Here is a 13,841-nt window from a genome sequence, read left to right as displayed (position 1 = left end):
CGCTGGCTAGGTCGGCAGACCCAGCAGCCGTACGGCGTTTCCGGCGAAGATCGCTTGCAGGTCGGACTCGGGCATCCCCATCTCCCGGCAGATGCGTAACTGGTCGTCGAGGTAGCGGCCGACGTAGCCGCGCGGGAACCACGACGAGTCGCTGCCGAACACGATCCGCCCCGGGCCGATCGTCTCGTAGCAGCGGCGGAACAGGTCGTCGAGCGTGAGCCGGTACGGCATCCAGCGCACCCACTGGTTGGAACCCGACGTGTCGACGTGGATGTTCGGGCAGCTCCAGCAGGCGAAGAGCAGTTCCTGCACGTGCTGCACCCCGAAGTGCGGCACCACGAACGGCAGCTCCGGGAACCGCCGGGCGACCCGGGCCAGGTGGTTCGGGCTGTCGTGCGGACTCGACGACAACCCGCCCGCGCTGCCGTAGTGGCCGACGTGCACCAGGACCGGCACCCGCAGCCGGTCCGCCGTACGCCACACCGGATCCAGGTCGGGGTGGTCCAGCGGGCCGCGCAGCAGCGGCGCGAACAGCTTCAGGCCGCGCAGCCCGCGTACGGTCACCGCCCGCTCCAGCTCGGCGGCCGCGTCGGGCGCGAACGGGTCGTGGTGGGCGAAGCCGAGGAACAGGTCCGGGTGCCGGTCGACGGCGTCGGCGAGCGCGTCGTTGCCGCCGCCGGTGACGAACACCGCCCGGCGTACGCCCTGGGCGCGCAACTCGTCCGCCCACCGGTCGGCCTCCGCCAGCCGGTCGGCGGGCGGTTCCGGGTCCGGGAACGCCCACGCCCGCCGCCACGCCGCCGCGTACGGGGCGTTGGCGGCGGCGCGGACCGACCGCTCGTGCTCGCCGCCGGGGTGCATGCCGGCGGCGTCCTCGCAGGAGCGGATGACCGGGTCGTCCTGGATGCCGAGGTGGAGATGGAAGTCGACTACGTCGATCGCTCGTTCCCTGCTTCGGACGGAACTCATCGTGGTCCGGATTCCGCCAGCGGGGTGGCGTCGGGTTCGGCCGGCAGCGGGGCGGCGAGCCAGGCGTCGATCAGCTCGGTCAGCCGGGTGGCGGCGAGTTCCCGGACCCGGTCGCCGGTGTCCCGCGTGGCCAGCGAGATGTGGCCGGACCAGCCCTCCCAGGGATTGGGGCGGGACTCGATCAGCACGTACGGGTGGGCGGTGGCCAGTTTCGGCCGGGGCGGCAGGTCGGTGACGGAGTCGGGGCGTACCGCGTCGGGGTCGAAGCCGAGCACCGCCGACGTCTCGTACGCGCCGCCGTGCCCGCGGGCCGGCAGCTCGCCGTAGATCTGCGTGGTCTCCGCCGGGGTGACCAGCTGGAACCAGTTGGCCAGCAGCAGGCTGGCCCGGCGCCGGCCGGACACCCATTCCATCGCCGCCCGCACCGTCGACATGTTGGCGTCGTGCCCGTTGACGACCAGGACCCGGGGGAACCCGGCGGCGACGATGCCCTCCAGCACGTCGCACAGGTACGCCACCGCGATCTCGGGCCGGATCGCGATCGTTCCCGGCCAGGGCCGGGTCTGGCCGGGGCAGGCGGTGTACGGCACCGCCGGGAACAGCACCCCGCGCCGGCCGTCGCCGCCGGTGCTCCTCGCGAAGCCCTCGGCGAGGATCAGGTCGGTGCCGAGCGGCAGGTGCGGCCCGTGCCACTCGACCGCGCCGACCGGCAGCACGGCGAAGTCGGCGGTGGCGGCCACGTCGGCGAGTTCGCCGCCGGGGACCCGGCTGACGTGGATCAGTTCACCCATTGCGTCGCCTCCCGGGAGGTGCGCCGGCCGCCGTTCTCCAGCCGGCCGGACACCAGCATCACCACGAAGATCAGCGCGACCTGGAGCATGCCGTACGCGGCGGCGGTGCCCATCTCGAACGAGTACATCCGGTTGTTGATCGCCACCGAGATCGGCGTGGTGCTTGAGGTGTAGATCAGCACCGAGGCGACGAACTCGCCGACGCCGTGCACGAAGGCCAGCAGGGCACCGGCGAACACGCCGGGCAGCATCAGCCGCAGGGTGACCGTGCGGAACGCCCGCCACCAGGTGGCGCCGAGGTTGCGGGCGGCCTCCTCCATGCTCGGGTCGAGCTGGGCCAGCGCGGCCGAACTGGACCGGAACACCAGCGGCAGGAACCGGACGAAGTAGGCCAGCGGCACGATCCAGAAGGTGCCGACGAGGACCTGGCCGAGGCTGAACGCGTTGCCGGTGCTGAACGCCGAGATCAGGTTGATCGCCACGACGGTGCCGGGCAGCGCCCAGGCGATCATGACGGCGACGTCGAGCAGGCCGCGGCCGAAGAACTTCAGCCGCCGTACGGCGTACGCGGTGAGCACGCCGATGACGATGCAGCCGACCGTGGCCAGCGCGCTCATCTGCAGCGAGTTGAGGATCGGCTGGAACGACCGCGGCTCGGTGAAGATCGCGACGAAGTTCTCGGTGGTGTAGACGCTCGGGATCACCTCGGTGGTCCACGAGCCGTCCTGGGAGAAGGCGACCAGCGCGATCGTGGCGACCGGGGCGAGCAGGACGACGGTGGCCAGCAGCGAGCCGAGCAGCGCCAGCCAGCGGCCGAACGGGTTGGTGATCTCGCGGCGGTGGGCGGCGATGCCCTTGGACATCGAGCGGTAGCTGCGCCGCCCCTCGTACCAGCGCATGCCGAGCAGGAAGACGATCGAGACGATGCCGAGCACCGAGGCGTACGTGGACGCCATCGGCAGGTCGCCGTTGGTGCGGTTGATGTAGATCTGCATGGTCATCGTCTGGTCGACGCCGAACAGCAACGGCGCGGTGTACGACGCCAGCGACGTCATGAAGACCAGCAGCGAGCCGCTGACCAGGGCCGGGGTCAGCATCGGCAGCAGGATGGTGCGCCACACCCGGACCCGGCTGGCACCGAGGTTGTACGCGGCCTCCTCGACCGACGGGTCCATGCCGGCGAGCGCGGCGGACGCGGCGAGGTAGAAGAACGGGTACATGGTGAAGGTGTGCACCACGAGCACGCCGGCGATGCCGTCGAAGGCCAGCAGCGGGCTCGCGGTGCCGAAGAGCTGTTGCAGGGCGCGGGGCAGGATGCCGGTCTCGCTGTAGAGGAGCTGGAACGAGATCGCGCCGATCAGCGGCGGCAGCGCGGCCGGCACCAGGATGATCGCCTCGATGAGCCGCCGGCCGGGGAAGGTGAACCGCTTGAGCAGGAACGCCATGCCGACGCCGACGATGCCGCAGAGCAGGACGCTGGCGGCGGAGATGGCGAGCGAGGTGAACAGCGAGGCGCGCGCGACGCCCGCGCTGCCCAGGAAGCTGAGGTAGTTGCCGGCGCCGTCCTCGGCGACGCTCTCCCCGAAGGTGGCGAGCATCGGCTGCACGACGTAGCCCCACAGGACCAGGGCCAGCGGCAGGACCAGCAGGTACGGGAACCAGCCGGCGCTGGATCCGCCGCGCAGCCGCCCGGTGAGGACGGCGGCACGGGCGCCGAGGGTGGTCGAGGTCACGGCCGAACCACCCACATGCGGTCGGCGGGCAGCCGTACCTCGAGCCGGTCGCCGACCGCGACGGTGGCGGGTACGTCGATGGCCGACACGTTGACCGTGGTGCCGGCGACGTCGAGGGTGAGGTTCGTCGACATGCCGGTGAACTCGACGTCGGTGACCTGGCCGGGCAGGGTGTCCTTGTCGCCGGGGCGGGCGAGCGCGACGTGTTCGGGCCGGATGGAGACCAGGGCGGTGTCGTTCTCGGTGAGCCCGTGGCCCTCGGGTGCCTTGGCGGTGGCCCGCCCGCCGCCGGGCAGGCCGACGTCGACGGTGGTGTCGGTGGCGCCGAGGACCGGCAGGGACAGCACGTTGCTGCGGCCGATGAAGCGCGCCACGAAGGTGGTCGCCGGGCGGTGGTAGATCTCCTGCGGGCTGCCGACCTGGCGGACCTTGCCGGACTCCATCACCGCGATCCGGTCCGACATGGCCATCGCCTCGGCCTGGTCGTGGGTGACGTAGATGGAGGTGAGGCCGGCGTCGCGCTGGATGCGGCGGATCTCGGCGCGGGTCTCCTCGCGCAGCTTCGCGTCCAGGTTGGACAGCGGCTCGTCGAGCAGCAGGGTACGCGGACGGATGACCAGGGCGCGGGCCAGCGCGACCCGCTGCTGCTGGCCGCCGGAGAGCTCGTCGATGCGGCGGGTGCCGTAGCCGCCCAGGTGCACCTGGGCCAGTGCCTCCTCGACGCGGCGGGCGGACTCGGCCCGGCCCACCTTGCGGATCTTGAGCCCGTACGAGACGTTCTGCGCGACGGACATGTGCGGGAAGAGCGCGTAGTTCTGGAAGACCATGCCGGTGTCACGCTTGTTCGGCGGCCGCCGGGTGACGTCCTCGCCGCCGAAGCGGATGTGTCCCGAGGTCGGGAAGTAGAAGCCGGCGACCATCCGCAGCGTGGTGGTCTTGCCGCAGCCACTGGGTCCGAGCAGGGTGAAGAACTCGCCGGCCGCGATGGTCAGGTCGACGTCGTCGACCGCCGCCACGTCGCCGCCGCGCGCGAAGCGCTTGCTCACCGACTCGAGCGTGACATCGATCATGATGTGCCTTTCGGGATGTGCGTGGGGGCCCCGCGATGGGAGCGGGCGCGGGTGGTGCGCGGCCGGGCCGGTGCCGGGCCCGGCCGCGTACCGGTCGTCAGCCCTTGTTCTTGATCTCCGCGTTCCAGTGGTTGATCCACTCGGTTTCCTTCGCGGCGACCACGGACCAGTCCACGTTCATCGGCTTGAGGTCGAGTTCGGTCAGCCACTGCGGCTGCTCGGCGATCTCGACGGCCGGGATCTGGAAGTAGTCACGGGCCAGGTCGGCGCGCAGGCCGTCCTCGTAGATGAACTCGAGGAACTTCTGGGCCCCGGTGCTGTTGCCGCCCTTGACCGCGGCGACGCCGTCGACGAGGATCGGCGCGCCCGAGGCCGGCATCACGTAGCCGAACGGCATGTTCGACTGGTTGGCCTGGAGCAGCACGTCCTGGAGGTTCCAGGCGCTGACCACGCCCTGCTCGCGGGAGAGCTTCAGGTAGAGGTCGGCCGGGTTGGCGGCGTAGTCGGCGGTGTTGGCGTCGAGCTTGAGCAGCCAGTCGAAGCCGGGCTGCGGGTTGGAGCCGTCCGGCGAGAACCGCTGGATCATCGACGAGTAGATGGAGCGCATGCCGCCCGAGGCCGGCACGTCCCGGATGATGATCTTGTCTTTCCAGGCCGGGGTGATCAGGTCGTCCCAGTCCTTCGGCGCCTGCTCCGGGGTGACCGCCTTGTTGTTGTAGACGATGACCTGCGGCAGCAGGATCTCGCCGAACCAGCGGTTCTCGGCGTCCTTGTAGTTGGCGTCCATGCCCTGCGCGAAGGTGGGCTGCCAGGGGGCGAGCAGGTCCTCGCCCGCGCCGGCCGACAGGCCCTGCTGGGTGCCGCCCCACCAGACGTCCGCCTGCGGGTTGGCCTTCTCGGCGCGGACCCGCTCCAGGATCTCCTGGGCGCCCATGTTCAGGACCTCGACCTTGCCCTGGTATTCGGGGTTGGCCTGGGTGAACTTCTCGATGACGAAGTCGGTGACCTTCTTGTCACGGGCGGTGTAGATGACGATGTTCTCGACCGAGCCGGACGACGTGTCGTCGTCGCCCCCGCCGCCACCACATGCCGTGGTGACGGTCATGAGCGCGGCGAGCGCGCCGGCCAGAGCTAGGCGACGTCTCATGGGAACCTCCGGTGAAGGGAACTAGCGGGGATGGGAACTACGACGGGGAGGACTGGTGGGTGGCGGCGGCGGACAGCGCGTAGCTGACCGCGCCGTGCAGGACCGCCCGGTCGCCGAGCACGGCCCGGCGTACGTCGGTCGCCGCGGGGGCACGGGTGGCGACAAGGTCCTGCAGGCGGTCGAGCGCGGCGTCGTCGAGCTGTGCCGCGGCGCCGCTGAGCAGCACCCGGCCGGGGTCGACCACGCAGACGCAGGAGACGATCAGACGGGCCCAGGCCTCGAGGACCTCGGCCAGGTAGTCGGCCGCGGCCGGCTCGCTGCCGGCCAGTTCGACGAGGGTACGCACGGCCTCGGCCGGACGGCGACCGGGACGCAACGCCACGACCCGCTCGGCGATGGCGTTCTCCGACCAACGGGCCTCGAACGGGCCGACGCCGTCGAAGCCGCGCTCCTCGCCGTCCAGCGGCAGGAACCCGACCTCGCCGGCGGCACCGGCGGCGCCCCGGCGGACCCGCCCGTCGAGGATGAGGCCGGCGCCGACCCCGTCGGCGACGTGCAGCAGCAGCAGGTCGTCGACGTCGGCCCCGGCGCCGGCGGCGTGTTCGCCGGCGGCCATCAGGTTGACGTCGTTGTCGACGACGACCGGCACGCCGAGCCGCTGCCGTACCGATTCTCCTATCGGCCGGTCCTCGACCAGGCCGACCGACGGGGCGAGCCGGACCCCGCCGTCGGAGGAGACGCCGGGCGCGGCGATGGCGACGCCCCGCAGCGACGGCAGGGCCGCGCCGACCAGTTCGGGTACGAACGCGCAGACGGTCTCGACGACGTCGGCGCCGAGCCGGGCGGTGCGGTGGGCGATGACCGCGCCGTCGCTGTCGGCGATCTCGCAACTTATCCGGGAGGACTCCAGTGACACGGCGGCGACGAGTTCGGCGCGCGGGTTGAATTCGAGCATGGTCCGGGGCCGGCCCGACCGCGACGCGGCGGTGCCCCGTTCGACGAGGTAGCCCTCGGCGATCAGCTCGCGGACGAGCGGGGTCAGCGTGGCCGGGCTGAGCCCGGTCAGCTCGGTCAGTTCCGCACGGGAGAGCACGCGCACCTGCCGGGCGGTGGAGATCACGGAAATCCGCTTGATCTCACGCGCCCGTTCCCGGCTCACGGGGCTGCTTGGTGGAGTCACCACGTCGGTCACACTTTCTTCCTACGGCGAACGAACTATGGACGTCAAGTCACGGGTTGATCTCGAACGGCCGGTGCCACGCTACTGAACAGGACGAACGTCGCACTCCGGGGGATGCCGGGCGGCAGACGGCGTTGATGACCGCCCCGCCCGGACTCCGATTGCTTCCTTCTGGAAAGAAACAAAAGGTGTCCGGAGGATTGACGTACGCCCGTAAACGATCTTTGCCAGCACCGGACGAAAGCACTCGGCAGTGTGCCCGGACCCTCCGCGCGCTGCCACCCCTGATCGGCCGCCATCGACACGCCGACCGACCACTGTCGACAGACACGGGGCACCGCCCGGCGCCCCGCACGACGACGGGCGCCAGCGGGGCCGTCACGTCCGGACGGCCCCGCTGGCGCTCAGATGGCGGTGCCTCAGGTGCTGGCGACGGCCTTCGTACGGCGGGACTCGGCCACCAGCACCGCCAGCACGGTCGTGATCGGCACCGCGGCCACCAGGCCGATCGTGCCGACCGCGCTGCGGACGATCTCCTCGGCGAGGAACTCGCTGGTGAGCAGGTTGCCCAGGTCCTGGCCGCCGGCGGCGATCAGCAGCATCAGCGGCAGGGACGCGCCGGCGTACGCGAGCACCAGCGTGTTGACCGCGGACCCGACGTGCGACCGCCCGACCCGGGCCGCCGCCCGGTACAGGTCCCGCCGGGACATCGGGTGCCGGGACAGCTCGGCGACCGTCATCGCCTGGGTGACGGTCACGTCGTCCAGGGCGCCCAGCGCGCCGATGATGATGCCGGCCAGCAGCAGACCGCGCATGTCGACGTTGCCCTGCATCACCGCGAGGTAGGCGCTCTCCTCGCTGCCGATCCCGGTCAGCTGGGTCAGCGCGGTGAAGCCGGCGCCGAGCAGTCCGGTCAGCACGAGGGCGGCGAGCGTGCCGAGGATCGCCACCGAGGTGTGCACGCTGGTGCCGTGGGTCAGGTAGAGCACCGCGAACATGATCGTCGCGGCGCCGACGACCGCGACCAGCAGCGGCGACGAGCCGGCCAGGATCGCCGGGATGACGAACAGCAGCAGGACGGCGAAACTGACCACGAGCCCGGCGATGGCGCTGACCCCCCGCCAGCGCCCGAATCCGATGATCACGGCGGCGGTCAGGGCGACCAGCCAGATCATCGGCTGGCCCCGCTGGTGGTCGGTGATGGTGTAGGCGACGCTGCCCGGCACCATCCCCTCCAGCACCAGCAGCACGACGTCGTCACCAACGGCCACGCCGGGCGCACCCGGTCCACGGGGCAACTCGACGGTGGCGGTCTGGCCGGTGCCGGCGCCCTTGGTGACCCGTACGTCGGCGGTGCCGCAGGGCCAGCCGGCGAGCCCGCCGGGGTCCTCGGTCGACTCCCCGACCGACGGGTCGCCCTCCGGGCACGGCTCCTCGACCACCCGCACGACCTCGCCGTACGCGCGTTCGGTCGGGTCGGCGGCGGCCGGCGTGGCCCGGTCGCCCGGCCAGAGCACGAGCAGCCCGACCAGGGTCGCCACGGCCGCCGGGATCAGGATGGCGAAGACCGCCCGGCGGGTGTGTGCCGACGCCGGCCCGGCCGGCCCGTGGTGGTGGTGACCGACCGGCGCCGGCGCGTCGGGCTGACCACCACCGGCCGGAACCGGATGCCGGTCCTCGGCAACCGGCGGCCCGGACCGGTCCGACGGGGCGGGGTGGCCGGCCGGCGGATGTGGGTGCCCGCCGTCGGCGGGGGGCGCCGCGGGCTGCGGCCAGCCCGGTCCGGCCGGCTCACCGGCCAGCGCGGCGGCCGGCGGCGGCTCGGCGCGACGCTGGCGTGGCGTACGGTCGTCGGTGCCCGGGTCCCAGGTCTGCGGCCCCCGATCCGCCCATGGATCGTCCCGCGTGGCCCATCGGTCGTCGGTCACGTAGCCCTCTCCGGTCGTCCCGCCGGCCGGCGGCTCCGACCGGCGCCGGCCACCCCGCCGCGCCGGCCCGCACCGTCACCTGTGCCGATGACCTGGGCGTCCGCGTCGGGGCAGCGCCGAGCCTAGCCGATCGCGGCGGGCCCGCCGGGTACCGCGCGGCCGGCGGGCCTCACCGGGCCAGGCCGGCGATCAGATTGATCGCCGCCGCGATGATCACCGCCCCGAACAGGTACGACAGCAGCGCGTGCCGCAGCGCGGTGGCACGTATCTCGCTGTCGGTGATGTTGGTGTCGGACACCTGGAAGGTCACGCCGATGGTGAACGCGACGTAGGCGAAGTCGGCGTAGCGGGGCGCCTCCCGCTGATGGAAGTCGATGCCGCCGTCCGGCCCCGTGTAGTAGAGACGGGCATAGCGGGCGGTGAAGACGGTGTGCACCACGGCCCAGGACAGCACGACGCTGCCGACCCCGGCCGCGACGTACGGGTTGGTGAGCCGGCCGTCGCGGGCACTCGCGTCGACCAGCACGAACCCGACCGCGACCAGGCTGGCGACACAGGCGGCGAGCAGCAGCACGTCGGTGACGCCCCGGCTGGGGTCCTCACGCAACGCCAACCGGGCGGTCTTCGCCGCGTCCATCCGCCAGATCGCGGACCAGACCCAGATCAGGTAGACGGCGGCGGTCACGTCCCAGCCGACGAGCGGGGCGGGCAGCGGCGAGTGGAGCACCGCCGCCACCACCCCGGCCACCAGGCCGAAGGAGGCGATGACCGCGAGGTGGGTCACCGACGCCCTCGGCCGGTCGTCGCCTGCTTCCGTCATCGCGTCGTCCGGTCTCCCGAGCCGGGCGTCGCCCCTCCCCCGCCTGCCACCCTGCCCGACCCGTCGGCATGATCGCGCCGTTCCGCGCGGATCCGCCCGGCGGCGGGTTCAGCGGTAGCGCCAGACGCGCAGCCGGTCGGGACCGACCTGGCAGACGATGTGGGTCGGGGTCGACCGGCAGTCGTGCACCGGGTACGGGACCGTGCCGAGGAAGCGCAGGGCGGTCGCGCCGGGTTCGAGCAGCGCGAACGACGACCGATGCCCGTCGCCGTCCCGGCGGATCAGGACCGCCGGTGCCGTCGCCGGCGACTCGGCCAGTTCCACCCAGCCGGGCATCTCGATCAGCGTACGGCCGTCCGGGGCGAGGGAACGCATGGTCCCGCCGTCTCCCGCCCCGTCGCGGATCAGCAGGTGGCCGGCCCGGTAATGGGGGCTACCGGTCCGCGGGATGCCGCCGAGGACCGTGCCGTCGGCGGCGTCGAGCAGCGTCAGCCGCCCGTCGCCGCGGACGCAGACGTGGGGGCCGCAGGCCGTCGTCACACCGCGCCCGGACGGCGACGTGAAGCTCCAGCGGGTGTCGAGGGTGTCGGCCGCGTGCCCGGTGACCTCGCCGAGGAAGACGACGATGAGCAGGTCGTCGACGTTGCCGGCGACGCTTCGCCATCGTCCCGGCTCGGCACCCAGCGCGGCCCGGACCGTTCCGGTGCGTGGATCGCGGACCTCGACGCCCTGGTCGACGGTCTCGACGACAAGAAGCGCCCCGGTCGCGCCGGTGAGGAACCGGCCGGATCCGATCGGTCCCGACGTCCACAGTTCCGCCCCGGTCACGAGGTCGACACCGCGCAGCACCTGCCCCCGGCCGTCGCCCGGGGCGACCGCCGGGTCGGTGGGCGGTGCCAGGCTGAGCCCCACCCCGTGACCGCCGTGGTCCAGGATGCCCGGCCGGGTCGACCACCGGACCTCGCCGGTCGCCGGGTCGAGCCCGGAGGTGCCGTCGTGGCTGCTGACCAGGAGCTGCTCACCCGTCGGCCAGACCGCGAGTTCGATGTCCAGGCCGAGGCTGTCGGCGCCGGCCGGCGGTTCGACCACATTGGTCCAGCGCGCCGCGCCGTCGCCCAGCTCGTAGGCGGTGACGACGCGCCCGCCGCGGCGCGGGTCGAGTTCGGCACTGTAGAGACGGTCGCCGGCCAGGGTGTGGTTGTGCATCGGCGAGGTCGGCACCACCGCCACCTCGACCAGCGCCGGCTCCGCCGGCGGCTCGGCGCCACCGGTCACCAGGAGCAGCAGCGCGGTCAGCCCCGCCAGCACCGTACGCCGGTGGTGGGCGGCCGGCCGGCGGGCCGGCGCGGGCCGCTCCCCGTCGAGGGCGGGCACCCCGAGGTCGATCACCGTGGACACCGAACCTCCCCGACCGTGACGGACGCCGGCGCGTAGCGTAGCGGGCCGTGGCGCGTCGGCGCCGGACTCAGCGGTAGCGCCAGACGCGTAGTTCCTCCGGCGCGGTCTGGCAGGCGACGTGGGTGGCCGACGACTGGCAGCGGTAGGACTGGTGTGGCACCGACCCGAGGAGGCTGACCCGGGTGTCGCCGGGCTCGAGCACCCCGAACCACTGCCGCGGCCCGTCGCCGCTCCGCCTCAGCAGCAGCGGTGACCGCTCGTCCGACCAGACCGGGTCCGGCCAGCCGGTCAGGTCGATCAGGGTACGGCCGGTGGCCGGGTCGACGGTGTGCACCGGGACGCCGTTCTCGTCGCGCTTGATCAGGTGGCCGCCGCTCTCCTCGGCGAGCCAGCCGTCCACCATGGCGCCCACCGGCCGGCCGTCGGCGGCGTCGAGGAGGATCGTGTTGCCCCGCCCCGGTCCTTCGGTGGGGGACTGCCAGTAGCAGACGTACCGGCCGCAGGGTATGCCCTCGCCGTTGCCGTGCGGCACCGGTACCCGCCACCGCCGCTCCAGCGTGTCGGCGGCGTACGCGGTCAGGGTCGACGTCTCGTCGGTGACGTAGATCTGCCCGCCGCCGGTGGTGACGGCACGGGTCCGGACGCCCGGACCGGTGATCCGCTGCCGGACCGTCCCGGTGCGCGCGTCCCACACCTCCGCCCGGTTCTCGGCGGTGACGACCAGCAGCGCCCCGTCCACGCCGGGCAGTGCCTCCCCGAACCGGACCGGTGGCGAGACCCACAGCTCGGTTCCGGTACTCAGGTCGAAGCCGCGCAGCAGGACCCGCAGGTCCTCCTCCGGATAATCGCCGACCGGGGCGACCACCGGCGCGCCGTCCCCGCCCGCCAGCACCGGCCGGCTGCTGTAGCCGATGCCGTCGGTGCCGGTCGGGATGATCCGGTGCCGGGCCGTCCACAGTGTCCGGCCGGTGGCGGTGTCGACGCCGATCGTCGAGTCGGCGTTGTTCAGCAGGACCCAGTCACCGTCGACCTGGAGGAACAGGTTGACCCACAGTCCGGCCCGCCCGAGGATGTTGTCGCCGGCCGGCACCTGCCACCGTACGGATCCGTCGCGCAGGTCGTGCGCGCTCAGGGTGCGTGACGTCTCGCCGTACTGGGCACCGAGGCTGTACAGCACGCCGTCGGCCAGCACGTGCCGGTAGGCCGGGGCGGTCGGTACGACGGCGATCTCGGTCAGCCGCGGCCGCACCGGGGGTGCCGATCCGGCGGCGAGCCCGACCAGGAGCACGGCCACCACGGCGAGGGCGGTGCGGAACTGCCGCGCACGCGAGGGCCGGGACGGCTCGGCCTCCGGCTCGTGTTCCCGCAGCCCAAGTTCGATCACGGTCATCGCCGCACCTCCGTCGATCTCGGTGCCGACACCGGCAGTGATCAGCGGTAGCGCCAGACCCGCAGCTCGTCGGCATCGGTCCGGCAGGCGACGTGCGTCTCCGAGGGATAGCAGTCGACCAGCTTGTACGGTACCGACTTGAACTCCCGCGCGGAGGTCTCGCCGGGCTGGACGACGGCGATGACCATGCCGCCGTCCGGGTCGGCGTCGCGGGCGGCGACCAGCGGGGCGACGGTCCGGGTCGGCGCGCTCACCACCGGCCAGTCGGTCAGGTCGACGGCGGCGTCGCCGGTGCGCGGGTCGACGATCGCCCGCTGGCCGGTCGCCGCCGGGTCGGTGACCACGTGCCCGGACCAGTCGAGCGGCAGACCGAACCGGAGCGTGCCACCGACGGGCCCGCCGGTCCCGGCGTCGAGGAATCCGGTCTCGGTGCCGCCGCTGAGCAGGCACAGGTAGGTGCCGCAGTTGCCGACGACCCGTACGCCCGCCGGCACCGTGGTGCGCCAGCGCGGGGTGAGGGTGTCGGGGTCGTACCCGGTCACCGCGGTGTCCTCCTGCACGGCGACGAGGCCGGCGCCGACGACGGGCATCGGGGTCGGCCCGCCCGGGGTGGCGTCGTGGCGGCCCCGGACCGCGCCGGTGCGGGCGTCGCGGGTCTCGACCGACCGGTCCTCCGTCCACACTGCGACGACGTCGGCTGCGGTGGGCGGGGCCCAGTGGTACACCGGTGGCGAGGTCCAGAGTTCGGCGCCGGTGGCCAGGTCGACCGCCCGTACGGCGTGCATCCCGCGCCCGTCGTTGTCGAGTTCGACGTCGGCCGGGATCGGGGCGGACACCAGGCCGGTCGTCGCGGTGAACCGCTCGAACCGGTCCGGGCCGGTCCACAGGGTACGGCCCGTGACGGCGTCGTGGACGGTCGTGCCCTCCGGTCCGGTCACCACGAGCAGCCCGGCGCGGGCCGTCATCGCCAGTTCGCTGGAGGAGCCGCTCGGTCCGGTGAGGTCGCGGACCGACGCGGTCCACCGCTGCGCGCCGCCGGGCAGGTCGTGCGCGGCGAGGTCGCCGGTGGTCCGCAGGCTGTAGACGACGTCGCCGGCGAGCAGGTGCTGGTGGTATTCGGAGGACTTCACGACGGCCTCCTCCACCAGTTCCGCCGGTTCCGGCGGCTCGGTCTCCGCCGTGCCGCAGGCCGTCAACACCAGCGGTACGACCAGCACCGCGGCGGCCGTGCGCAGGCGGCGATCCCACGGTGGTGCGGAGCGGGACCTGTCGCGGGCGGCACCGGACCGGAACTCGAACACCACGGCCTCCATCCACATTCGAAGGCGGACAGCCTAGCCCCCGGTCCCGGCTGGCCGGCACCGTACCGACCCGCATCGACACCCGCCTTTACCAGCGGCGGCAAGCCATTGACG

11 protein-coding genes are annotated in these 13,841 nt (G+C 73.0%); all 11 read right to left on the bottom strand.

Translation table 11 applies throughout. The annotated features are described in order from the left end of the window. Nucleotides 1-6: 6 nt before the first annotated feature. The 11 genes from AB0M79_RS24490 to AB0M79_RS24440 all read right to left on the bottom strand — a co-directional run bounded on the left by AB0M79_RS24490 (nucleotide 7) and on the right by AB0M79_RS24440 (nucleotide 13,727). Nucleotides 7-969: an amidohydrolase family protein gene (locus tag AB0M79_RS24490; protein WP_364217711.1), complete on the bottom strand. Its 963-nt coding sequence runs from the start codon at nucleotides 967-969 to the stop codon at nucleotides 7-9. After that, a complete protein-coding gene (locus AB0M79_RS24485) occupies nucleotides 966-1,760 on the bottom strand; it encodes a creatininase family protein (RefSeq protein WP_364217709.1) in 795 nt (264 codons plus the stop codon). Before AB0M79_RS24485 ends, AB0M79_RS24490 begins: the two co-directional genes overlap by 4 nt. Further along, nucleotides 1,748-3,493, bottom strand: coding sequence for an iron ABC transporter permease (locus AB0M79_RS24480; RefSeq protein ID WP_364217707.1), 1,746 nt, complete (start codon nucleotides 3,491-3,493; stop codon nucleotides 1,748-1,750). Before AB0M79_RS24480 ends, AB0M79_RS24485 begins: the two co-directional genes overlap by 13 nt. Continuing rightward, nucleotides 3,490-4,539: an ABC transporter ATP-binding protein gene (locus AB0M79_RS24475; protein ID WP_364217705.1), complete on the bottom strand. Its 1,050-nt coding sequence runs from the start codon at nucleotides 4,537-4,539 to the stop codon at nucleotides 3,490-3,492. Before AB0M79_RS24475 ends, AB0M79_RS24480 begins: the two co-directional genes overlap by 4 nt. Before the next feature lie 121 nt (nucleotides 4,540-4,660). Further along, nucleotides 4,661-5,710 carry an extracellular solute-binding protein gene (locus AB0M79_RS24470; RefSeq protein WP_364217703.1) on the bottom strand — a complete coding sequence of 350 codons (1,050 nt, stop codon included), beginning with the start codon at nucleotides 5,708-5,710 and terminating at the stop codon, nucleotides 4,661-4,663. A 37-nt stretch (nucleotides 5,711-5,747) separates the two neighbouring features. Continuing rightward, on the bottom strand, nucleotides 5,748-6,869 hold the full coding sequence (locus tag AB0M79_RS24465; protein ID WP_357534773.1) for an ROK family protein: 1,122 nt from the start codon (nucleotides 6,867-6,869) through the stop codon (nucleotides 5,748-5,750). A gap of 440 nt (nucleotides 6,870-7,309) precedes the next feature. Next, on the bottom strand, nucleotides 7,310-8,818 hold the full coding sequence (locus AB0M79_RS24460) for a YibE/F family protein (protein ID WP_364217701.1): 1,509 nt from the start codon (nucleotides 8,816-8,818) through the stop codon (nucleotides 7,310-7,312). A 169-nt stretch (nucleotides 8,819-8,987) separates the two neighbouring features. Further along, nucleotides 8,988-9,638, bottom strand: a complete 651-nt coding sequence (locus AB0M79_RS24455; RefSeq protein WP_364217699.1) for a DUF1345 domain-containing protein — start codon at nucleotides 9,636-9,638, stop codon at nucleotides 8,988-8,990. Between the two features lie 108 nt (nucleotides 9,639-9,746). Beyond that, nucleotides 9,747-11,036: a PQQ-binding-like beta-propeller repeat protein gene (locus AB0M79_RS24450; protein WP_364217697.1), complete on the bottom strand. Its 1,290-nt coding sequence runs from the start codon at nucleotides 11,034-11,036 to the stop codon at nucleotides 9,747-9,749. Nucleotides 11,037-11,103: 67 nt separating this feature from the next. Continuing rightward, nucleotides 11,104-12,426, bottom strand: a complete 1,323-nt coding sequence (locus AB0M79_RS24445) for a PQQ-binding-like beta-propeller repeat protein (protein WP_364217695.1) — start codon at nucleotides 12,424-12,426, stop codon at nucleotides 11,104-11,106. 41 nt (nucleotides 12,427-12,467) lie between these two features. Beyond that, a complete protein-coding gene (locus AB0M79_RS24440; protein ID WP_364217693.1) occupies nucleotides 12,468-13,727 on the bottom strand; it encodes a PQQ-binding-like beta-propeller repeat protein in 1,260 nt (419 codons plus the stop codon). Nucleotides 13,728-13,841: the final 114 nt, after the last annotated feature.

It is taken from the genome of Polymorphospora sp. NPDC051019 (genome assembly GCF_040683055.1).
GTDB classification, from domain to species: domain Bacteria; phylum Actinomycetota; class Actinomycetes; order Mycobacteriales; family Micromonosporaceae; genus Polymorphospora; species Polymorphospora lycopeni.
Note: the sequence above shows the minus strand (reverse complement) of the source record. Positions and strands in the feature narration are given on the sequence as shown.

Excerpts from the sequence above, each read along its gene's own strand:
- AB0M79_RS24490 (WP_364217711.1), bottom strand. The coding sequence starts at position 969 with ATGAGTTCCGTCCGAAGCAGGGAACGAGCGATCGACGTAGTCGACTTC.
- AB0M79_RS24485 (WP_364217709.1), bottom strand. The coding sequence starts at position 1,760 with ATGGGTGAACTGATCCACGTCAGCCGGGTCCCCGGCGGCGAACTCGCC.
- AB0M79_RS24470 (WP_364217703.1), bottom strand. The coding sequence starts at position 5,710 with ATGAGACGTCGCCTAGCTCTGGCCGGCGCGCTCGCCGCGCTCATGACC.
- AB0M79_RS24455 (WP_364217699.1), bottom strand. The coding sequence starts at position 9,638 with ATGACGGAAGCAGGCGACGACCGGCCGAGGGCGTCGGTGACCCACCTC.
- AB0M79_RS24445 (WP_364217695.1), bottom strand. The coding sequence starts at position 12,426 with ATGACCGTGATCGAACTTGGGCTGCGGGAACACGAGCCGGAGGCCGAG.